Here is a 21,247-nt window from a genome sequence, read left to right on the forward strand (position 1 = left end):
CGCCCGCGCGCACGACCGCCGCGAGCGCCTCGGCGTAGCCGACGGCGTGCGGCCCGCCCGCCAGCGTGCGGAGCAGGTCGGTGGGCCCGGTGCGCCAGCGCCGCCCGGCGGAGGCGGCGGTGAAGAAGTCGGCGAGGTCGGCGCCGTCGACCTCGGCGAGCCACGCCTGCGGCGCCCCGGGCGAGGACTCGGCGACCGCGGCGGCCAGGCGCGCCCCCTCCTCGCGCGCCCGTTCGGCGGGCACGCCGGCCGCGGCGGCGGTCTCGACGAGGTCGGCCAGCGCCTCGCGCAGCGCGAGCGGAGGAGTCATGACGCCTCCGGCGGGTTGTCGAGCGTCGAGGCGCGGAACTTCTCCTCGAGGAACGCGCCGTGGGCGATGAGGGCGTTCGCGTCCTGGCGGGACACGGCGTCGGAGATCTTCGCGATCGTCGCGCCGAGCAGGTCGAGCTGGTCGACCAGCAGCATCAGCGACGTCTTGCCGTCGGCCACCACCCGCCGGTCGGCGAAGTCGCGCGGCAGCCGCAGGTAGGCGTCGACCGCCTCCGGGAGGTAGCTGGTCGCGGTCGCGACCACCGTGTGCGCCTGCCGGCTGCCGAGGCCGGGCCGGTCGAGACGCGGCACCATCTCGGCCACGGTGCGGGCGATCCGCTCGACGCGCGCCTGCACCGCGGGCGGCACACGGCCGGCGACGCGCCGGCGCACGTCCTCGACCGACGCGAGGATCTCCTCGCTCGTCGGCGAAGGCGGCAGCTCAGGCACGGGCACCGGCTCGGGCTCGCCCCGCAGCCTGCGCCCCAGCTCCGACCACCATGACACGCCGATCAGCCCGTCCGGTCGGTCAGCCCTGCGCGCCGCCGGGGCGGCCGAGGCCGAGCCCGTCGACGTCCAGCTCGCCGCCCTCGAGCTCGGCCGCCGCCGAGCGGCGCGAGCGCTCGAGGTAGTCGGCCGCCTTGGCGGTCTCGGTCTCGAGCACACCGACCGTCTGCGCCATCGAGTCCAGCGCGGCGATCTTGAAGGCCGAGATCGAGTCGAGCGTCGCGTAGATGTTGGCGAACGCGCTCTGCAGCTGCTCGATGCCGATCGTCGCGCTGGCCGCCTGCTCCTGGATCGTCGCCGAGTTGTCCGCGAGCATCTTCGACGTCGCGACGATGAGGTTCGACGTCGTGGTGTTGAGCGCGGTGATCTGGTCGAGCACGAGCTTCTGGTTGGCCAACGCCTGCGCGACGATGACGGCGGTGCGCAGCGCCGACAGCGTCGTCGTCGTCGCGCGGTCGACGCCCTTGATCAGCTCGAGGTTGTTCTTGATGATCACGTCCATCGCCAGGTAGCCCTGGATCGAGACCGCGAGCTGGGTGAGCAGGTCCTGGTGCTTCTGCCGGACGTAGAACAGCACGTCCTCGCGCAGCGCACGCGCCCGCTCGGGGTCGGTCGCGTCGAGCTCGGCGATCCTCGCCGAGAGCTGGGCGTCGATGCGCTCGGCCATGAAGATGTACTGGTTGAGGCGGCCCATGGTGTCCCACAGGTTCCGCTTCTCGAGGTTGAGCGCGGCGTTGTCCTTGCGCAGCTCGTCCTGGCCGTTGTACAGCGCCCGGATGATCGCGTCGAGCTGCTTCTGCGCGGACTCGTAGCGGCGGAAGTAGTCGGTGACCTTCTCGCCGAACGGCAGGAAGCCGAGCAGCTTCTTGCCGACGCTGGCCTCCGAGGGGTCGAGCTCCTCGACCGTGCGACGCAGCGCGAGCAGCGACTGCCCGACCGTCGAGGACTCCGACAGGCCGCCCTCCTTGATCTCCTTGACCGGTGTCGCGAGGAGCCGGTTGGAGACCTCCGCGGCGCGCCGGATGTCGGCGTCGCCCATCGTGCGGACCGAGTCGGCCTTGGCGGCGTACTCGGGCGACCTGGTGTCGGCCTCCAGCAGCGACGCGAGGTAGGAGTCGGCCTTGGCCGTCAGCGTCGGGACCATCTCCGGGTCGACCTTGGGCGCCATCGCCGGCGCTTGCGTCGTCGGGACCGCAGCCACCGGGTCCGGCGGGGTCAGCGACAGCGCGTCCTCGGCGTCCGGCGGGTCGAGGGGGGCGGCGGCCTGGTCGGTCATGGTCGTCCTCGCGGGGTCGTGCCAGCAGGTCTAGGGAAGGTCAAGCAGATGTCTACGGCCAATCTACGGCAGCCCGGCCGAGGACGGCCGGTCCGCGCCGGGCAGGTCTGCCCGTCCCGCGGTCGCGCGCGCGACGAAGTCGACGACCGCGGGGCCGTGAGGGTCGGAGTCGAGCGCCGGCCGGTGCGCGCGCGGCAGGGTGGGCGCGTCGTGCAGCGCCTGCGCCGCGGGTCCGAGCGCGCCGGCGCGCACGAGCGCGAGCAGCGCGGCGCCATCGGCCACCGGCTCGGCCGCCGTCACGGTCGCCAGCGGCCACGGCAGCGTCGCGCTCTTGAGGTCGGTCCACAGCAGCGGCAGCCGGTCGCCCGCGACGACCGTGACCTCGCCGGGCCGCGCGGTCTGCGTCGTGATCATCCAGCGCGCCTGGTAGCAGACGCCCTCGACGACGGCGCGGGCCTGCCGGTGCGGCGGCCAGCCCGCTGGCGGTGCGCCGGCGACGGCGTCCGGGTCGGGGGCCGGCGTCTGGCGGCCGCGCAGGTACGGCAGCACGGCCGCGCCCGTCGGCGCCGCGTCCTCGCCCGCCGCGCGCGCGAGGACGTCCGCCTGCTGCTCGGGGTCCAGCGTGTCGAGCCACGCGCGCAGCATGGCGCCCGCGCTCGAGGAGCCGGCGACCACGGCGTCGTGGTCGCCCGCGACCGTGCGGACGAGGCTCATGCCGTCGGCGCGGACGCGCGCCGGCTCGGCGGGCCGCTGCGGCAGCACGGTCAGGACCGCCTCGGCCGTGCCGAGGGAGTCGGCGACCTGGTGCGGTCGGCGCACGCCCGCCGCCCACGCCGCCACCTGGTGGTCGTGGCCCGCCACGACGACGGGCACGCCGGCGGGCAGACCCAGGTCCCGCGCGACGTCCGGTCCGAGGCTCCCGGCGACCTCGCGCGGGTCGGCGACCGGCGGCAGCCGGTCGGGGCGCATCCCCACGACGCCGAGGATCTCGTGGTCGAACCGCACCGGCTCCCCCGGTCCCGGCAGCCGCGCACCGCCCGTGCGCCCCGCGAGCGTGTGGTCGGTCGCCCGGCTGCCGGTCAGCGCGTGCACGAGCAGATCGGCCGCGCCGAGCCAGCACGCCGTCCGTGACCACACCTCGGGCCGGGTGCGGCGCAGCCACGCCCACGTGGCGAGCGGGGTCTTGGCCGACAGCCGCACCCCGGTCGCGACGAACAGGTCGGGCGCGAGGTCGCGCATCCTGCTCGCGTCCTCCGCGCCCAGGCCCTCGTCCCAGCGCAGCAGCGGCGTCAGCGGCCGGTTGCCGGCGTCGAGCGGCAGCCCCGTCTCGGCCATCGACGCGACCCCGACCGCCACGACGTCGCGCCCGCGGTCGCCGACGGCGTCGCGCGCCGTCCGGAGCGCGGTCGCCACGAGCTCGGGGCCGGTTCCGGGGGTCGGAGCGCTCGCGACCGCGAGCTCGCGCACCCGGTCGCCGTCGAGCAGCACCAGGGCGGCCTTGGTCGTCGAGGTCCCGACGTCGACACCGAGCGCGAGCACGCCCCTCATCCTCCCCGACGCACGCCGGCTCAGAGCGCGGGCACCGGCATCGCGTCGCGCCCGCGCCGACGCAGGTACCCGTGCCACAGCAGCCGCGCCGCGGTCGACCGGTACGGCCGCCAGCGCTCCCCGTGCACCTCCAGCTCGGCGGCGCTCGGCACCTGGGCGAGCCCCAGCGTCTCGGCGGTCGCGACCTGCAGGGCGCGGTCGCCCACCGGCCACAGGTCGGGCCGGTGCAGGCAGGCGAGGAGGTACACGTCCGCCGTCCAGCGGCCGATGCCCGGCAGCGCGGTCAGCGCCGCCCGGGCGGCGTCGTCGTCGAGAGCGGCGAGCCCGTCGAGGTCGAGCGCACCGGTCTCGACCGCGGTCGCCAGCGCCAGCAGGTAGCGCTGCTTCTGACGTGACACGCCGTCGCCGCGCATGTCGTCGTTGGCGAGCACGTGCCGCGGCGTCATGCCGCCCTGGTGGCGCAGCATGCTGCGGTAGGTGGCCGCGGCGGACGCGAGCGAGACCTGCTGCTCGAGCACGAGCAGCACCAGCGTCGCGAAGCCCGGCGGGCGGCTCCAGTAGTCGGGCCGTCCGTGCTCGGCGACGAGGCCGGCGAGCTGCGGGTCGGCACCGACGAGCGCGGCGACGGCCTCGGCGAAGGCGCGCTCCGCCGTCGAGCCCGCTGTCATCGCGGGCGGCGGCGCTTCTCCCGCACCCGCACGCTGATCTCGATCGGCGTGCCCGTGAAGGAGAACGTCTCGCGCAGCCGCCGCTCGATGAAGCGCCGGTAGCCGGGGTCGAGGAACCCGGTGGCGAACACGACGAACCGGGGCGGGCGGGTGTCGGCCTGGGTCGCGAACAGGATCCGGGGCTGCTTGCCGCCGCGCACCGGGTGCGGCTGCGCGGCGGTCAGCTCGCCGAGGAACGCGTTGAGACGTCCGGTCGGGATGCGGGTGTCCCACGACTCCAGCGACACGTCGAGCGCGCGCACGAGCCGGTCGACGTGCCAGCGGGTGCGGGCCGACAGGTTGACGCGCGGCGCCCATCGCACCTGCACGAGGTCCTGCTCGATCTCCCGCTCGAGCAGCGCGCGCCGCTCGTCGTCCATGAGGTCCCACTTGTTGTAGGCGATCACGAGCGCCCGGCCCGCGTCGATGACCTGCTGGATCACGCGCACGTCCTGCTCGGACATCGGGACGCTGGCGTCGACAAGCACGACGCCGACCTCCGCCTTCTCGATCGCGGTCTGGGTGCGCAGCGAGGCGTAGAAGTCGGCACCGCGGGTCTGGTGCACCCGGCGGCGGATGCCCGCGGTGTCGACGAACACCCATTGCCGGTCGCCGAGCGTGACCAGCTCGTCCACCGGGTCGCGCGTGGTGCCCGCGACGTCGTCGACGACGACGCGCTCGCTGCGGGTGAGCGCGTTGAGGAGCGAGGACTTGCCGACGTTGGGGCGGCCCACGAGCGCCACCCGGCGGGGCCCGCCCTCCGGCACCGCGCTGCCGACGGCCGAGGTCTCCGGCAGCAGCGCCAGCACCTCGTCGAGGAGGTCGCCCGACCCGCGGCCGTGCAGCGCCGACAGCGGGAACGGCTCGCCGAGGCCCAGGTTCCACAGCGCAGCGGCGTCGGCCTCGCCGCGCTGGTCGTCGACCTTGTTGGCGACCAGCAGCACCGGCTTCTTCGACCGCCGCAGCAGCCGCACGACCTGCTCGTCGGTGTCGGTCGCCCCCACGGTGGCGTCGACGACGAAGAGCACCGCGTCGGCCAGCTCGACCGCGGCCTCGGCCTGCTCGGCCACCCGCGCCTGCAGCCCGCGGGCGTCGTGCTCCCAGCCCCCGGTGTCGACGACGACGAAGCGCCGGCCCGCCCACTCGGCCTCGTAGGTGACGCGGTCGCGCGTCACGCCGGGGGTGTCCTGCACCACTGCCTCGCGCCTGCCCAGGATGCGGTTGACCAGCGTCGACTTGCCGACGTTCGGCCGGCCGACGACAGCCAGCACCGGCAGCGGCCCGGCGTCCGCGCCGCTCCCGTCGCCGCCGTCGCGGCCCTCGAGGACCGCGAGGTCGTCGGGGTCGAGCTCGTAGTCCTCGAGCCCGGCCCGCAGCGCCTGCGCGCGCTGGGCGTCGTCCTCGGAGTCGACGACGTGCGGGGTTCGGACGAGGTCCTGCTCGGGGGTGTCGCTCACCCTGGCATTCTTCCGTACCCGCCGCGGCCAGGCGGTCAGGTGCGGGGCGCGCTGCGCGGACGCCGTGCCCACGGCCCGCACGGCCCGCCGGCTAGTCGTCCGGGAGGTCGACGCCGGTGCGCGCGATCGCGGCCTCGACGTGGCGGCTCATCTCCGCCTGCACCCGCTCGGCGGCCGCGGCGACCGCGGCGCGGCCGGTGGCGGCGTCGTCGGGAGCGGCCTGGAACGGCTCGCCGAAGACGACGAACAGGCGGGCCCGGAACCCGGGGACGTGCCCCCGCCGCTGGCCGCGCTTGCGGGTGCCGAGGATCGCGACCGGCACGACCGGGGACCCGGAGCGGACCGCGAGCCACGCGATGCCGGCCTTCGCCGAGCTGACGTCGCCGCGGCCTCGCGTGCCCTCGGGGAACACCGCGACCAGCCGGTCCTCGTTGAGCAGGGCCAGCGCCGTCGTCAGCGCGGCGCGGCCGGTGCCGCGGTCGACCGGGATCTGCCCGGCGTTGCGCATGAGGAAGCCGATGACGCCGTAGAACGCCTCCTCCTTGATGATGAAGTGCGACCGCCGCGGGATGCAGCCGTGCAGCAGCGGGCCGTCGATGATCCCGGTGTGGTTGGCGGCGAGCAGCACGCGGCCGGTGCGCGGCACGTTCTCGGCGCCGATCACCGTCGTGCGCCACACGACCTTCGCGAGGAACCACCCGACGCGCCGCGACCACGCGGGGCCCCACCGCTTGATGTGCTCGGGCCGGATCTCCTGGCCGGGCGTGCGCGCGGGCTTCTGCGGCGTGCCGGCCTTGTCCGAGCCGCTCACGACCCGGCCGCCCGCGCGGTCTCGACGAGGCGACGTACCGCGGCGACGGTCTCCTCGAGCGTCAGGTCGGAGGAGTCGACGGTGACGACGCCCTCGGCGGCCTCGTGGAAGCTCGAGACGGTCGCGTCGTCGGCGTCGCGGCGCAGCACCTGGTCCTTCGTCGCCTCGAGCGCGGCCTCGTCGTCGGCGCCGTGCACCTCGCGCGCGCGCCGCCGCAGCCGCGCCTGCTCGTCGGCGACGAGCAGGATGCGCAGGTCGGCGTCCGGTGCGACGACGGTCGTGATGTCACGGCCCTCGGCGACCACGCCGCGGCGGGCGCGTTCCTCGTCGATGATCGCGCGCTGCCGGCGGCGCATCTCCGCGCGCACGTCGAGGTTGGTCGCGACCTTGCTCACCAGCGTCGAGATCTCGGTCGAGCGGATGACCACCGACACGTCCTCGCCGCCGACGGCGACACCCGGCACGGCCGGGTCGGTCCCCATCGTCAGCGGCAGCTCGCGCGTGGCCCGTGCCACGGCGTCGGCGTCGTCGAGGTCGATGCCCTCGCGCACGCACCACCACGTGGCGGCGCGGTACATCGCCCCGGTGTCGAGGTAGGCGAGCCCGAGCTGCTCGGCGACCAGGCGGCTGATCGTCGACTTGCCGGACCCCGAGGGCCCGTCGACCGCGACGACGACCCCGCGCTCGTTCCCGCTCACTCCACGACCACCCGCCACCCTCGTTCCTCCAGCTCGGTCACCAGCGTGCCCGCGACCCCCGGGAGCACCGACAGCGTCGCCATGCCGACCTTCTGGCGCGGCGAGTGCTCCATCTGGAAGTCCTCGATGTTGATCCCGATCTCGCCGACCTCGCTGAACAGCCGGCCGAGCTCGCCCGGCCGGTCGGGCACGAGCACCGTGACCTCGCTGTACCGGCGTCGGGTGCCGCCGTGCTTGCCGGGGATCCGGGAGGCGCCGTCGTTGCCGGCCGAGATGAGGCCCGCGATGCCCGCCAGCGCGCCGAGCGCGAGCGGGCCGTCCTCGGCGGCACGGTCGAGCGAGGACAGCAGCGCGTCGAGGTCGTCCCGGACGCCGCGCAGCGTCCGCCGGACGTGGTCGGCGTTGCCGACGAGGATCGACGCCCACAGGGTGGGGTCGCTCGCGGCGATGCGTGTGACGTCGCGCAGCCCCTGGCCCGCGAGCCCCAGCGCCCGCTCGGGTGCGGTGACCAGGCGCGCGGCGGCCAGCGACGACAGCAGCTGCGGCAGGTGCGAGACCAGCGCGACCGCCTCGTCGTGCTCGGTGGCGGTCATCTCGACGGGGCTCGCCCCGAGGTCGACCGCCAGGTCGCGCACCACCCTGATGCTCTCGGTCCGCGACACCGCGCTCGGCGTGATCACCCACGGCCGGCCGACGAACAGGTCGGAGTCGGCGGCCGCAGCACCGTGTCGCTCGCGGCCCGCCATCGGGTGCGACCCGACGTAGCGGGTGAGGTCGACGCCGAAGCCCTCGAGCTCGTGCTGGATGCGCGCCTTGACGCTCGCGACGTCGGTGACGGTCGCGTGCGGGTAGGCGTGCAGCGCCGCGCCCACGAGGCCCGCCGTCACGTCGGGCGGGGCGGCGACGACCACGAGGTGCGGCGGCTCGTCGTCGGGGCCCTCCGGCTCGCCGGCGCCGACGTCACGCGCGAGCGCCTGGGCCGACGGCGAGGCGTCGCGCAGCCGCACCGGCACCCCGTGCGCGGTCAGGGCGAGCCCGATGCTCGCCCCGATCAGGCCGGTGCCGATGAGGAGCACGGGGCCTCGGGTCGCCAGCTGGGCGGCGGGCGCGGCGGGTCCTGCCTCGGTCACGATCGGCCACTGTAGCCGGGCCCGCCGTTCGGCTGCGGCACCGGGCACACCTCGAGATCCAGCGGCAGCGGGTCGGGCGAGGGGCTGACGGCGCGGGCCGCGCTCGCGGTCATCCGGCGCATGTGGTGGCGGCGGCACAGCACCTCGTACCCGACGACGCCGCGCTCCTGGGCGTCGGTGTCCCCGACGACGACCTGCGCGCCCTCGGTGACCATGACGCCGTCGACCGTGCGCGCGTTGTGGGTGGCGCGGCGCCCGCACCAGCACAGCGCCTGCACCTGCAGCACCTCCACGCGGTCGGCCAGCTCGATGAGCCGCGCCGAGCCGGGGAACAGCCGGGTGCGGAAGTCGGTGCTGATCCCGAAGGCGAACACGTCGACGTCGAGCTCGTCGACGACGCGCGCCAGCGCCTCCACCTGCTCGGCGCTGTAGAACTGGGCCTCGTCGCAGATGAGGTAGTCGACGACGCCGCCGCGGGTGCGTCGCTGGATGACCTCCTGCCAGAAGTCGGTGGCGTCGGTGACCTCGACGGCGTCGATCCGCAGCCCGAGCCGCGACGACAGCATGCCCTCGCCCGCGCGGTCGTTGCGGGAGAAGATGACGCCCCGGCGGCCGCTCTGGGCGTGGTTGTGGTTGAGCTGCAGCGCCAGGGTGCTCTTGCCGGAGTCCATGGTGCCGGCGAAGTACGTGAGCGTCGCCATGTCAGGGGGCCAGCCGGATCAGCGGGACGGTGGTCTCGGCGTCGGTGCGCGAGCCGTGCATGCCGACCAGCACCAGCGACGCCGCGGTCTGGGTGCGGGAGTCGACGACCGCGACGTCGCCGCGCATCGCGGCGACGACGTCGCCGACGACCGGGCGGAAGCGGTCCTCGACCTCGCCGAACCAGCCGGCCGCGATCGCCTCGTCGCGGGTGCGGACGTCGGCCCGCTCCCCCAGCTCGGCTCGCCACGACGCGAGGACGGCGGCCGCGGCGCCGGGCTCGGCGTGCACGTGGCAGATGCGCGGCTCGCCGGCGACGAGCGCGACGCCGTCGGCCAGCCCTGGGCGGGCCGCCACGTCCAGGCGCGCGGGGCCGCCGAACACCTCCGAGTCGCCGCGCGGGACGTCGATCATGCCGTGGTCGGCGGTGACGAGCAGCAGCGTGCCCGGCGGCACCGACGCGGCGAGCCGCGCGAGCTGGGTGTCGAGGTGGGCGAGCTCGGTGCGCCACTCCTCGCTCCGCCAGCCGTGGTGGTGACCGGTCTTGTCGACGTCGCCCCAGTACATCGTCGTCAGCCGGACGTCGGGCTCGGCGAGCACCTCGAGCGTGCGGTCGACCCGGTCGGCGAGGCTCTCGGCGGACTCGTACTCAGCGCCGCGGAGCGCGGCGCGGGTCAGCGGCGAGCCGTCGAACTCCCACGGCCCCACGCTGACCGCGAGCTCGTCGCGCTCGGCCATGAGCTCGAAGACGGTCGGGTGCCGCTGCCAGGTCGTCGGCTCCGGCCCGCCGTGCCACGAGATGAGGTTGAGCAGCCGGCCGGTGGCGGGGTCGCGCACGGTGTAGCCGAGCAGCCCGGTGCGGCCGCCGGGGAGCCCGGTGCCGAGCGCGGCCATGTTGGTCGCGGTCGTCGAGGGGAACGCCGAGCGCAGCGCGCTGCGCGACGCCCCGGCGAGGGCTGGCGCGACCGCCGTCCCGGCGGCGAGCAGGTTGTGCAGCCCGAGCCCGTCCACCACGACGAGGCACGCGCGCCGCGCCGGCGCCAGCCCGAGCCGCTCGGCGACGACGCCCGCGCGCAGAGCCGCGCCGTCCGGGTCGACGACGACGTCGCTGCCGACCGCACCGGCCGTCCCGAGCAGGACCTCGCCCAGCCAGGCCGACGTCGCGCTCACGCGCGTGCGGTGGCGGCCGACAGGGCCGCCGCGAACGCGATGGCGGCGCGTACGGCCTCACGCCCCTCGGCGTCGGCGCTCACGCGCACGACGAGGTCGTCGGGCAGCGACGACCCGGTGAAGCCGTGGTCCGCCTCGCACGCGGGGTCGCCGCAGGTCGCCGGCTCCAGCTCGATCCGCTGCACCGCGCCCCACGAGAGCGCGAGCGTGACCTCGCTGACGTCGTCGCCGCGGCGGTACGTCAGCGGCTCGGTGACGCCGTGGGTGAGGCTGACCGTGCGCAGGTGCCGGATCGGCACCGACTCGGTGGTCGCGGCGGCCGCGGGCGGCGCGTCGGCGTCGTCGCCGTTGAGGTCGTCGACGTGGGCGACGACCAGCCGGGTGGGCGTCAGCACGAGCACGGTGACGTGCCGGCGCACCTCGGTGCGGTCGAACATCGTCTCGACGTGCACCAGGTGGGAGACGACGTCCTCCTCGGCGAGTGCGAGGTCGAGGACGTCGGCCACGATGTCCGGGTAGTAGCCCGCGCGCTGGAGGTCCGCGCGCAGGCGTCGCAGCGGGGTCGCCGACGAGGAAGGCACCCCGAGAGTATGCCGCACCTGCCGCGCCGCGGGCGCGCGGGTCACGGCAGCGTGCGGCGAGCCGCGTCGCCCCGCTCGGCCGGTGCGAGGTCGACGGTGGCGCTGAGGATCGCGAGGCCGTCCTCGCTCACGAGCACCGGGTTGAGCGCGACCGAGCGCACCTCGGGCAGCTCCTCCTTGAGCACGCTCAGGCGAGCGACGACGTCCTCGAGCGCCGCGACGTCGAGCGACGGCAGCCCGCGGTACCCGAGCAGCCGCGGCGCGGCCCGGACGGCGCGGATCATCCCGCGCACCTCGGCGTCCGACAGCGGCGGGATCCGGTAGGCGACGTCGTCGAGCAGCTCGGTGGCGTCGCCCGCGAGACCGAAGCCGACGATCGGGCCGTACAGCGGGTCCTCGAGCCCGGTGACGACGCACGCGGCGCCCTGCGGCGCCATCCGCTGGACCTCGAGCGCGACGTTGCGGCGGCCGAGCGCGCTGAGGCGCTGGCTGACGCTCGCGAACGCCTCGGTCAGCTCCTCGACGCTCGACAGGTCGAGCCGCACGCCACCGAGGTCGGCCCGGTGCCGCAGCACCTCGTCGGCCGCCTTGAGCGCGACCGGCCAGCCGATCTCGGCCGCCGCGGCGAGCGCCTCGTCCAGGGTGCCGACCCGCGTGGACGGCCAGACGGTCAGCCCGAAGAGGCCGAGCAGCTCGCGAGTCGCGTCGGCCGGCAGCCGCACCGACGAGCCCTCGGGGACGCCCAGCAGGTGCGACCGGGCCAGCGCTCGTGCCTCGCGGCGGCGCACGCCCTCGGGGTCGACGCGCGGACCGCCGCGCTCGTGGCCGCGCGCGTGCCGGCGCGCGGCCGCCAGCGCCCCGACCGCGTCGACGCCCTCGTGGTAGCCCGGCACCCGGACGGATGCGCCGTCCGCACGGGTGGTGGTCAGGTCCGGGTGCAGCCCGGTCCGCCCGAGCACGACGGCCGCGACCGGCCGCCCGGTGCGCGCCGCGAGGTCGGCCACGGCTGCGGCGACCTCGGTGGTCCGGTCGACGCCGAACGGTCCGTAGGCCACGACGGCCATGTCCCAGTCGTCGCGCTCGGCAGCCTCCGCCAGCGTGTCGGCGACCTCCTGGCCGGAGACCGTGGGGAGCCACACGAGCGGCGGCGCGGCCACCTGCAGCCCGTGCGCGCTCACGAGGTCGGACAGCACGGCGACCTGGCTGCCGGAGTTGCTCACGACGAGGACGCGGTCGCCCACGGGCAGCGGCTGCGAGGCCAGCAGCATCGCCCAGTCGAGCTGCTGGCGCACCGAGCCCGCCAGCAGCACGCCCGCCTGGCTCATCAGTTGCTCGAGCACGCGCCGCGGCGCGGTCGAGGTGCGCACGGTGTGACCGGGCAGTCGCTGCTGCCCGGTCGTGCCGGCGATCGCCACCACGACCGGCTTGGTCGCGCTCAGGTGCCGCGCGACGCGGGAGAACTTGCGCGGGTTGCCGATCGACTCCAGGTACAGGCACGCGACCGCGGTGCGGTCGTCGCCCGACCAGAACTGCATGACGTCGTTGCCGCTGATGTCCAGCCGCCGGCCCGCCGCGAGGAACGACGACAGCCCGAGGTCGCGCTCGTGCACCTGCTGCAGCAGCAGCCGCGCCGCGGCGCTCGACTGGCAGAACACCCCGACGCCTCCGGAGGCGAGGACGTGGTGCGCGAGCGTCGCGGGGTACCGGCCGCCGGCGCCGTGCCCGAGCACGCCGTAGGAGCGTGGCCCGACGAGGCGCAGCCCGTGCTCGCGCATCGCCCGCACGAGCGTGCGCTGCGACGGGCCCACGCCGTCGGGGCCGATCGAGAAGCCGTCGGACATCAGCACGACCGCGCGCACGCCGCGCGCGGCGAGGACCGGCAGCGCGGCGAGCACGTCCTCGGCGCCGGCGGCGACGACGGCGAGCGTCGGCAGCGACTCGTGGCTCTCGAGGTCGGCGACCGAGCCGGTCTCGACGAGGGTCCCCGGGTAGCCGGCCCCGCGGAGCGAGGCGAGGACGGCCTCGCCGAGCAGGCCGCCCTCCTCCCCCGCCCGGTGCACGAGCACGCCGTCGGCAGCCATGAGCGCCGTCATGCTCAGCGCCTCGGCGCGGCGCTCGCGCTCGGCGAGCACCTCCAGGGACCGGTCGGTCGGACGGATCGGCATCGACACCTCGACGACGCCGTCGGCGAACGTCTGCGACATCTCGTAGCCGGCGTCGCGGAAGACCCGGATCATGCGTGCGTTGCTGGGGAGCACCTCGGCGACGAAGCGGCGCACCCCCAGCTCGCGGCCGGCGGCCGCCAGGTGCTCGAGCAGGATCGAGCCCAGGCCCTTGCCCTGCGCGGCGTCGGAGACGTTGAACGCGACCTCGGCGACGTCGCCGTCCTCGGTCAGCCGGTCGAAGCGCCCGACGGCGACGATCCGTTCGCGGCCCTCGACGCGCTGCACGAGCACGAGCGCGACCCGCTGCTGGTGGTCGACCGTGGTGAAGCGGCGCAGGTCGGAGTCCGACAGCCGCTCCATCGGCGCGAAGAACCGGAAGTAGATCGACTGCGGCGACTGGGAGCGGTGGAACTCCTGCAGCGCGTCGGCGTCGCTCGGGCGGATCGGCCGGATGTGCATCGTCGAGCCGTCGCGGAGGACGACGTCGGCCTCCCAGTGCGCCGGGTACGGGTACCCATCCGGCGACGTCATGCCCGCGATCCTAGGTCGGGGCGTCGTCGCGTGCACGGGACCTTCGGCTCCGGCGCGTGGGTCCGGCCACGTTCCTGCACCGCTCGGTGTGGGATCGCGGCGCGAGCTGTCGCGTCGGTGACAATGGCCCGCATGGCCCGCCGCTCCACCTCCGAACCACCACCGCAGGACTCGCGGATCGTCGACATCGACGTCTCCAGCGAGATGCAGACCTCCTTCCTGGAGTACGCCTACTCGGTCATCTACACGCGTGCGCTGCCGGACGCGCGGGACGGCCTCAAGCCGGTGCAGCGGCGCATCCTCTTCCAGATGGCGGAGATGGGGCTGCGCCCCGACCGCGGGCACGTGAAGTCGGCACGCGTCGTCGGCGAGGTGATGGGCAAGCTGCACCCGCACGGCGACGCCGCGATCTACGACGCGCTGGTCCGGATGGCGCAGCCGTTCACGCTGCGGCTGCCGATGGTCGACGGGCACGGCAACTTCGGGTCGCTCGACGACGGCCCGGCCGCGCCGCGCTACACCGAGGCCCGGCTGGCGCCCGCGGCGATGGTGATGACCGCGGACCTGGACTCCGACACGGTCGACCTGGTCCCCAACTACGACAACTCGATGCGCCAGCCCGAGGTGCTGCCGGCGGCGCTGCCGAACCTGCTGGTCAACGGCGCCTCCGGGATCGCGGTCGGCATGGCGACGAACATGCCGCCCCACAACCTCGTCGAGGTCGTCGCCGCCGCGCGGCACCTCATCGAGCACCCCGACGCCGACCTCGACGCGCTCATGCGGTTCGTGCCCGGGCCGGACCTGCCCGGCGGCGGCAAGATCATCGGCCTCGAGGGGATCCGCGAGGCGTACGCGACCGGGCGCGGCTCGTTCCGCACCCGCGCGACCGCCCGCATCGAGAACATCACGCCGCGCCGCAAGGGCATCGTCGTCACCGAGCTGCCCTATCTCGTGGGTCCCGAGCGGGTGATCGACAAGATCAAGGACGCGGTGGTCGCCAAGAAGATCCAGGGCATCGCGAACGTCACCGACCTCACCGACCACCAGAACGGGCTGCGCCTGGTCATCGAGGTCAAGAACGCGTTCAACCCCGAGGCCGTGCTCTCCGAGCTCTACCGGCTCACCCCGATGGAGGAGTCGTTCGGCATCAACAACGTCGCGCTGGTCGACGGCCAGCCGCGCACCCTGGGCCTCAAGGAGCTGCTCGAGGTCTACGTCGCGCACCGGCTCGACGTCGTGAGGCGCCGCACGACGTTCCGGCTCGGCAAGCGCCGCGAGCGGCTGCACCTCGTCGAGGGCCTGCTGATCGCGATCGCCGACATCGACGAGGTCATCGCGGTCATCCGCAGCAGCGACGACGCCGAGACCGCCCGCACGCGCCTGATGACGATCTTCGACCTCAGCCACGCGCAGGCGGAGTACATCCTCGAGCTGCGGCTGCGCCGCCTCACGAAGTTCTCGCGCATCGAGCTCGAGGCCGAGCGCGACGAGCTCGCGCGCGAGATCGAGCAGCTCGAGGCGATCCTGGGCGACGAGCGGCTGCTGCGCACCGTCGTCTCCGACGAGCTCGCCGAGGTCGCCGCGACGCACGGCACCCCGCGCCGCACGGTGCTGCTGGAGTCCAGCGGCGCGGCCGCGACGGCGACCGCCGCCGACCGGCGCCGCGGGCCGATCGACCTCGAGGTCCCGGACGGCCCGTGCTGGGTGCTGCTGTCGGCCACCGGGCTGCTCGCGCGCAGCGTCGACGAGGGGCCGCCCGCGCGCGAGGGCCGCCGGTCGGCGCACGACGCGATCGTCGGCGCCGTGCCCGCGACGACCCGCGGCGAGGTCGGTGCGGTGACCTCGCGCGGCCGGGTCGTCAGGATGTCGGTCGTCGAGATCCCCGGGCTGCCGCCCACCGACGGTCCGCCCAGCCTGTCCGGCGGCGTGCCGGTGCAGGAGATGGTCATGCTCGCCCAGGGCGAGCGGGTCGTCGGTCTGGTGTCGCTGCTCGAGGAGGAGGGCACCGGCGCGCTCACGCTCGGCACCGCGCGCGGTGTGGTCAAGCGTGTCACCGCCGACCGGCCCGGCCGCGCCGAGGAGTGGGAGGTGATCTCGCTCAAGGACGGCGACGAGGTCGTCGGGGTCGCCGCCTCGCGCGACGAGGACGAGATCGTCCTCATCACGTCCGACGCCCAGCTGCTGCACTTCCCTGCCTCCGCGGTGCGCCCCCAGGGACGCAGCGCGGGCGGCATGACCGGCATCAAGCTGGCCGACGGCGCCCGGGTCGTGCACGCGGGCGTCGTGCGCGCCGAGGACGTGGACAGCGCGGTCGTCACGAGCGTCGCGGCCTCGAGCGACGCGCTGCCGGGCACCGTGCCCGGCTCGGCGAAGACGACGCCGCTGGCCGCCTACCCGCGCAAGGGCCGGGCGACGTCGGGCGTGCGGGTGCAGCGCTTCCTGCGCGGCGAGGACGCCCTCTACGCCGCCGCGGTCGCGCCCGCGCCGATGCGCGCGGTCGGCAGCGGGGGGCAGCCGATCGAGCTCCCCGCCGTCGACGAGCGCCGCGACGGCTCCGGTGTCGCACTGCCGGCCCCGGTCGCCGGGCTCGGCTGACCGGCCCGCCGCTCGGTCGAGCGGCACGCCCGCCGCTCGGTGGTCAGCCGCTCGTGCGCGCCTGCACGAGCCCGCTCTCGTAGGCGAACACGACCAGCTGGGCCCGGTCGCGCGCGTGCACCTTCGCCATCGCGCGCGAGACGTGCGTCTTGGCCGTCGTCGGGCTGACGACCAGCCGCTCGGCGATCTCGGCGTTGCTGAGCCCGTGCCCGACCAGCGCCACGACCTCGCGCTCGCGCGGCGTCAGGTGCCGCACCGCGTCGCCGTCGACCTGGTGGGCGGGCCGCGACACGAACTCGCCGATGAGCGTCCGCGTGATCGTCGGCGACAGCAGCGCCGCACCCTCGGCGACCACCCGCAGCCCCTGCACGAGCTCCGCGGGGTCGGTGTCCTTGACCAGGAACCCGGCGGCGCCCGCCCGAAGCGCGTCGAAGACGTACTCGTCGAGGCCGTAGTTGGTGAGCACGACGACGCGGGTGTCGCGCAGGTCCTCCCGCTCCGCGATCCGACGGGTGGCCTCGATGCCGTCGGTGCCTGGCATCTGCACGTCCATGAGGACGACGTCGGGGCGGTGCTGCGCGGCCAGCTCGACGCCCTCGGCGCCGTCCCCCGCCTCTCCCACCACCTCGAGGTCGTCCTCGGCGTCGAGCAGCGCCCGCAGCCCGGTGCGGATCAGCGGCTGGTCGTCGACGAGGAGGACCCTGATCACGGCCGCTCCGCCGGGACGGGCTGCAGCGGCAGGTCGGCGCGGACCGCGAAGCCGCGTCCCGGTGTGCCGTGCGCCACCAGCCGACCGCCGAGCGCGGTCGCGCGCTCGCGCATGCCGATCAGCCCGAGACCGGAACCGGACGACGGACCCTGCGGGCCCGCGCCGTCGTCGACGACCTCGATGCCGAGCCGGTCCGGCCCGTAGCGGATCCGGACCCTCGCGGTCGCTGGCCCGGCGTGGCGGGCGACGTTGGTGAGCGCCTCCTGCACGATCCGGTAGGCGGCGCGGTCGACCTCGCGCGGGAGGTCGCGCGCCTCGCCCTCGACGGCGGCGGTCACCGCCACGCCGGCCGCGCGCGTCTGCTCGAGCAGCCGGGGCAGGTCGTCGAGGCCCCGGCTGGCCCGGTCGTGGTCGCCGTCGCGGCGCAGCACGTCGAGCGTCTCGCGCAGCTCCCGCGCGGCGTCGCCGGCCGCCTCCTCGATCGCGAGCAGCGCCTCGGGCACCTGCTCGCCGCGCTTGCGCGCCAGGTGCGCGGCGACGCCGGACTGCACCTTGATGACCGAGATGCTGTGGGTGAGCGAGTCGTGGAGCTCGCGCGCGATGCGCAGCCGCTCCTCGGCCGCGACCCGCTGCACGACGGCGGCACGCCCGCGCTCCGCCTCGGCGAGGCGCTCCTCGACCGCCCGGATCCGCTGCTGCCACTGGTGCACCGCGGCCGCGCCGACCAGCGCCGACACCACCCAGCCGGTCGCGTACAGACGTCGCCAGGCACGTTCGGTCCGCATGCCCCCGAGGGTAGCCAGCGGTCGCGACCGTGTCGTCGTCCCGCGGGAGCAGGCCGGACCTGCGCCGACCGACGTAGCCCGGGCGCGCGACGTCGTCCCGGGCACGGCCCCCAGGTGTCGCCGCCGGACGGACGACGTGCGCGGTCCGCCGCGGTTGGCTCGAGGGACCACGAGACACCGGAGATCGCTGAGAGACGGAGGACCCACGATGCCGACGACCACGCTGCTCGACGACCACGCGACCGACCCCGTCGGGACGCTGCTGCGCCCCGACGACCCCGGGTACGCCGACGCCGTCACCACGATGACCGGTACCGGCACCCCCGACCTGGTGGCACGCCCGCGCACGACCGCCGAGGTCGTCGAGGCGGTGAGGACCGCCGCCCGCGCCGGGCTGCCGCTCACGGTCCGCTCCGGCGGGCACAGCATCGCCGGGCTCTCGACGCCGGCCACGGGCATGCTGCTCGACCTCCGCGGCCTCGACGGGATCGCCGTCGACCCCGCGACCCGGGTGGTGCGGGTCGGGGCCGGGGCCACGTGGGGCGCGGTCGCCCGCGCGCTCGCCCCGCACGGGCTCGGCCTCACCGCGGGCGACACCGCGAGCGTCGGCGTCGGCGGGCTGCTGCTCGGCGGCGGCATCGGCTGGATGGTGCGGCTGCACGGGCTGGCGATCGACCACCTCGTCGGCGCCGAGGTCGTCACGGCCGACGGCCGGGTGCTCGAGGTCTCCGCCGACCGCGAGCCCGACCTGTTCTGGGCGCTGCGCGGCGGGGGCGGCGGGCTCGGCGTCGTCGTCACACGCGCCGACCTGCACGCCCAGCGCGTCGGCGACGTCGTGTTCGGGGAGCTGGTGCTCGCGCTGGAGGACCCCGCGGCCGTGCTGGCGGGCTGGCGCGACGTGCAGCTGCCGGCCGACGAGCGCCTGACGACCACCCTGTCGCTCGTGCCCGCCGCACCCGACCGGCCCGCGGTCGCGATGATCGGTGCCTGCTTCGCCGGACCGGAGCCCGACGCCGTCGAGCCCCTCGCGACCCTGCGCGGCCTGGGACCCGTGCTGCAGGACACGGTCACGGTGCGCCCGTACGCCGACGTCCTGGCCGAGGCCCACCACGGTGCCGGCATGCGGCTGACGATGCGCAACGCGCTGCTGCCGCGACTGGACGACGACGTGCTCGCCGACGTCGCGGCGCTCGCCGCGCCGCCGACCGTGCTGAACGTGCGGGCGCTGGGCGGTGCGTTCTCGCGCGTCGCGGCCGACGCGACCGCGTTCGCGCACCGCGACGCCGTGGCGATGGTCTCCGCGCTACGGATGCCGACGGCGCCCGGTCAGCCGGCGCCGGCGCAGCTGCCGGGGTGGGACGCCGTCGCCCGGCACGGGACCGGGTCCTACCTCAACTTCGACTCCGGCTACGCCGACCGCCACCACCCCGACGCCACCCGTGAGCGGCTCGCGCGGGTCCGCGACGCCGTCGACCCCGACGGCCGGCTGCGGCACGGCCCGGTCGACCGGTGAGCGCCGCGGAACCTCGCCGGTCGCGCCGCGCCTGAGCCCGCCGGCGCCCCGCCGCCCCCTCAGGAGGACGGGGCGGCGGCGTCGGCGTCCGGCGCCAGCAGCGCCACGTCCTCGTCGTCCTCCTCGGCGAACTGCGTGCGGTACAGCTGCGCGTAGCGCCCACCGAGCGCGAGCAGCTCGGCGTGCCGGCCCCGCTCGACGACCCGGCCCTCCTCCAGCACGAGGATGAGGTCGGCCCGGCGCACCGTCGAGAGCCGGTGCGCGATGACGATCGCGGTGCGGTCGGTGAGCGCCTCCGCCAGCGCCGCCGTCACCGCGGCCTCGTTGGCGGAGTCCAGGTGCGCGGTCGCCTCGTCGAGGATGACCGCGCGCGGCGCCCGCAGCAGCAGCCGCGCGATCGTCAGCCGCTGCCGCTCGCCGCCCGAGAGCCGGTAGCCGCGCTCCCCCACGACGGTGTCGAGCCCGTCCGGCAGGCTCGCCACCAGCTCCGCGAGCCGGGCACGCTCGAGCGCCTGCCAGATCTCGGCGTCGGTCGCGTGCGGCGCGCCGAGCACGAGGTTGTCGCGGATCGTCGTGTGGAACAGGTGACCGTCCTGCGTCACCAGCCCGACGGCGGTGTGCAGGTCGTGCGCGGAGACGTCGCGGACGTCGACGCCACCGACGCGGATGCTGCCGGCGTCGACGTCGTAGAGCCGCACCAGCAGCTGTGCCATCGTCGACTTCCCGGCACCGCTGGAGCCGACGAGCGCCACGAGGCCGCCGGGCTCGGCGCGGAAGCTCACGTCGTCGATGACCGTCTCGCCGCCCCGCGGGTCGAGCACGGCGACGTCCTCGAGCGAGGCGAGCGAGACCTGGTCCGCCGACGGGTAGGCGAACGTCACGCCGTCGACCTCGATGCTCAGCGGGCCCTCGGGCAGCGGCACCGGGTGCTCCGGCTCCTTGACCAGCGGGTCGAGACCGAGGATCTCGAAGACGCGGTCGAACGCGACGACCGCGCTCATGACGTCGACACGCGCGCTCGCCAGCGCGGTCAGCGGGGCGTAGAGCCGGGTGATGAGCAGCGCGAGGGACACGACCGCGCCGGTGTCGAGCGAGCCGGCGACCGCGAGCGTCCCGCCCAGCCCGTACACCAGCGCCAGCGCGAGCGCGGAGACCAGCGTCAGCGCGGTGACGAACACCGTCTGCAGCATCGCGCTGCGCACGCCGATGTCGCGCACCCGCAGCACCCGGTCGGCGAACGCGCGCGACTCCTCCTCGGGGCGGCCGTAGAGCTTGACCAGCGTGGCGCCCGGGGCCGAGAAGCGCTCGGTCGCCTGGTCGTTCATCGCGGCGTTGTGGTCGGCCGCCTCGCGCCGCATCGAGGCGAGCCGGCGACCCACCCGGCGGGCGGGCAGCACGAACACCGGCAGCAGCACGAGCGCGGCGACGGTCACCTGCCACGACAGGGTGAGCATCGCGGCCAGCGTCAGCGTCAGCGTGACGACGTTGCCCACGACGCCCGACAGCGTGCTCGAGAACGCGCTCTGCGCGGCGATGACGTCGCTGTTGATGCGGCTGACGAGGGCACCGGTGCGGGTGCGGGTGAAGAACGCGATCGGCATCCGCTGCACGTGGTCGAACACCGCGGTGCGCAGGTCGGCGATGAGGTCCTCGCCGAGCCGCGCCGAGAACCAGCGCGTGAGCAGGCCGAGCCCGGCCTCCGCCACCGCGATCGCGGCGATGAGCACCGCCAGCCGGACGATGACGCCGGTCGCCTCGTTCGCGGTGATCGCGTTGATCGCGTCACCGGCCAGCAGCGGTGTCGCGACCGCCAGCGCGGCCACGACGACGCTCAGCGCGACGAACACGCCGATGCGGCCGCGGTAGGGCCGCGCGAACCGCCAGATGCGGGACAGCGACTCCTTGCTGAACGGGTGGTCGTCGATCGGGCGGTGCTGGGCGCGCCACATCGCGCTCCAGGCTGCGCTCTCCATGCTCATGGCCGCCACAACAGCGCGCGACGCCGGCTCCCTACCGCGCAGAGACGGTGTTCGCTCACAGCGAACACTCGTCGACG

17 protein-coding genes and 1 pseudogene are annotated in these 21,247 nt (G+C 75.4%); 2 read left to right on the forward strand and 16 right to left on the reverse strand.

What is annotated here, in order from left to right; all coding sequences use genetic code 11:
• The 13 genes and pseudogenes from GPA02_RS14980 to GPA02_RS15040 form a co-directional block, all read right to left on the reverse strand.
• Positions 1–310 (reverse strand): annotated as a pseudogene (locus tag GPA02_RS14980) (AAA family ATPase); the annotation flags it as partial.
• Positions 307–816, reverse strand: a complete 510-nt coding sequence (locus GPA02_RS14985) for a hypothetical protein (protein ID WP_240134076.1) — start codon at positions 814–816, stop codon at positions 307–309. The gene GPA02_RS14985 and the pseudogene GPA02_RS14980, both read right to left, overlap by 4 nt.
• 22 nt (positions 817–838) lie before the next feature.
• The gene (locus GPA02_RS14990; protein ID WP_156201111.1) at positions 839–2,092 is read right to left on the reverse strand and encodes a toxic anion resistance protein; all 1,254 of its coding nucleotides are present in this window, start codon (positions 2,090–2,092) and stop codon (positions 839–841) included.
• A gap of 63 nt (positions 2,093–2,155) precedes the next feature.
• A complete protein-coding gene (locus GPA02_RS14995; RefSeq protein ID WP_162457796.1) occupies positions 2,156–3,631 on the reverse strand; it encodes an FGGY-family carbohydrate kinase in 1,476 nt (491 codons plus the stop codon).
• A gap of 29 nt (positions 3,632–3,660) precedes the next feature.
• Positions 3,661–4,308: a DNA-3-methyladenine glycosylase family protein gene (locus GPA02_RS15000; RefSeq protein ID WP_156201116.1), complete on the reverse strand. Its 648-nt coding sequence runs from the start codon at positions 4,306–4,308 to the stop codon at positions 3,661–3,663.
• Positions 4,305–5,804 (reverse strand): ribosome biogenesis GTPase Der, encoded by a 1,500-nt coding sequence (gene der, locus GPA02_RS15005; RefSeq protein WP_156201118.1) that lies wholly within the window; start codon positions 5,802–5,804, stop codon positions 4,305–4,307. Before der ends, GPA02_RS15000 begins: the two co-directional genes overlap by 4 nt.
• 91 nt (positions 5,805–5,895) lie before the next feature.
• On the reverse strand, positions 5,896–6,615 hold the full coding sequence (locus GPA02_RS15010; RefSeq protein ID WP_156201121.1) for a lysophospholipid acyltransferase family protein: 720 nt from the start codon (positions 6,613–6,615) through the stop codon (positions 5,896–5,898).
• Positions 6,612–7,313, reverse strand: coding sequence for a (d)CMP kinase (gene cmk, locus GPA02_RS15015; protein ID WP_156201123.1), 702 nt, complete (start codon positions 7,311–7,313; stop codon positions 6,612–6,614). The genes GPA02_RS15010 and cmk overlap by 4 nt, the downstream gene beginning before the upstream one ends.
• Positions 7,310–8,443 carry a prephenate dehydrogenase gene (locus GPA02_RS15020; RefSeq protein ID WP_240134077.1) on the reverse strand — a complete coding sequence of 378 codons (1,134 nt, stop codon included), beginning with the start codon at positions 8,441–8,443 and terminating at the stop codon, positions 7,310–7,312. The genes cmk and GPA02_RS15020 overlap by 4 nt, the downstream gene beginning before the upstream one ends.
• Positions 8,440–9,144, reverse strand: coding sequence for a thymidine kinase (locus GPA02_RS15025; protein ID WP_156201125.1), 705 nt, complete (start codon positions 9,142–9,144; stop codon positions 8,440–8,442). Before GPA02_RS15025 ends, GPA02_RS15020 begins: the two co-directional genes overlap by 4 nt.
• A 1-nt stretch (position 9,145) precedes the next feature.
• The gene (locus GPA02_RS15030) at positions 9,146–10,312 is read right to left on the reverse strand and encodes an alkaline phosphatase family protein (RefSeq protein ID WP_156201127.1); all 1,167 of its coding nucleotides are present in this window, start codon (positions 10,310–10,312) and stop codon (positions 9,146–9,148) included.
• Entirely contained in the window at positions 10,309–10,893 is a 585-nt protein-coding gene (locus GPA02_RS15035; protein WP_156201129.1) for a DUF5998 family protein, read from the reverse strand. Before GPA02_RS15035 ends, GPA02_RS15030 begins: the two co-directional genes overlap by 4 nt.
• 41 nt (positions 10,894–10,934) lie before the next feature.
• Complete coding sequence (locus GPA02_RS15040; RefSeq protein WP_156201131.1) at positions 10,935–13,589, reverse strand: GNAT family N-acetyltransferase; 2,655 nt, start codon at positions 13,587–13,589, stop codon at positions 10,935–10,937.
• Positions 13,590–13,721: 132 nt separating this feature from the next.
• Here GPA02_RS15040 and GPA02_RS15045 point away from each other — a divergent pair, with 132 nt between their 5' ends.
• Positions 13,722–16,184, forward strand: coding sequence for a DNA gyrase/topoisomerase IV subunit A (locus GPA02_RS15045; protein WP_156201133.1), 2,463 nt, complete (start codon positions 13,722–13,724; stop codon positions 16,182–16,184).
• Positions 16,185–16,227: 43 nt separating this feature from the next.
• Here the strand turns inward: GPA02_RS15045 and GPA02_RS15050 are convergent, their stop codons facing one another.
• Both GPA02_RS15050 and GPA02_RS15055 read right to left on the reverse strand, forming a co-directional pair.
• Positions 16,228–16,893: a response regulator gene (locus GPA02_RS15050; protein ID WP_156201135.1), complete on the reverse strand. Its 666-nt coding sequence runs from the start codon at positions 16,891–16,893 to the stop codon at positions 16,228–16,230.
• A complete protein-coding gene (locus GPA02_RS15055; protein WP_156201137.1) occupies positions 16,890–17,678 on the reverse strand; it encodes a sensor histidine kinase in 789 nt (262 codons plus the stop codon). The genes GPA02_RS15050 and GPA02_RS15055 overlap by 4 nt, the downstream gene beginning before the upstream one ends.
• 208 nt (positions 17,679–17,886) lie before the next feature.
• On the opposite strand from GPA02_RS15055, the gene GPA02_RS15060 reads away from it, so the two are divergent.
• Positions 17,887–19,191: an FAD-binding oxidoreductase gene (locus GPA02_RS15060; protein ID WP_162457797.1), complete on the forward strand. Its 1,305-nt coding sequence runs from the start codon at positions 17,887–17,889 to the stop codon at positions 19,189–19,191.
• A gap of 59 nt (positions 19,192–19,250) precedes the next feature.
• Here GPA02_RS15060 and GPA02_RS15065 read toward each other — a convergent pair whose 3' ends face one another.
• Positions 19,251–21,170 carry an ABC transporter ATP-binding protein gene (locus GPA02_RS15065; RefSeq protein ID WP_156201141.1) on the reverse strand — a complete coding sequence of 640 codons (1,920 nt, stop codon included), beginning with the start codon at positions 21,168–21,170 and terminating at the stop codon, positions 19,251–19,253.
• Positions 21,171–21,247: the final 77 nt, after the last annotated feature.

The sequence above is a fragment of the Actinotalea caeni genome (assembly GCF_009733795.1).
Classification (GTDB): Bacteria; Actinomycetota; Actinomycetes; order Actinomycetales; family Beutenbergiaceae; genus Pseudactinotalea; species Pseudactinotalea caeni.

Excerpts from the sequence above, each read along its gene's own strand:
- GPA02_RS15045 (WP_156201133.1), top strand. The coding sequence starts at position 13,722 with ATGGCCCGCCGCTCCACCTCCGAACCACCACCGCAGGACTCGCGGATC.
- GPA02_RS14990 (WP_156201111.1), bottom strand. The coding sequence starts at position 2,092 with ATGACCGACCAGGCCGCCGCCCCCCTCGACCCGCCGGACGCCGAGGAC.
- GPA02_RS15000 (WP_156201116.1), bottom strand. The coding sequence starts at position 4,308 with ATGACAGCGGGCTCGACGGCGGAGCGCGCCTTCGCCGAGGCCGTCGCC.
- GPA02_RS15060 (WP_162457797.1), top strand. The coding sequence starts at position 17,887 with ATGCCGACGACCACGCTGCTCGACGACCACGCGACCGACCCCGTCGGG.
- GPA02_RS15055 (WP_156201137.1), bottom strand. The coding sequence starts at position 17,678 with ATGCGGACCGAACGTGCCTGGCGACGTCTGTACGCGACCGGCTGGGTG.
- GPA02_RS15040 (WP_156201131.1), bottom strand. The coding sequence starts at position 13,589 with ATGACGTCGCCGGATGGGTACCCGTACCCGGCGCACTGGGAGGCCGAC.
- GPA02_RS15065 (WP_156201141.1), bottom strand. The coding sequence starts at position 21,170 with ATGAGCATGGAGAGCGCAGCCTGGAGCGCGATGTGGCGCGCCCAGCAC.
- GPA02_RS15025 (WP_156201125.1), bottom strand. The coding sequence starts at position 9,144 with ATGGCGACGCTCACGTACTTCGCCGGCACCATGGACTCCGGCAAGAGC.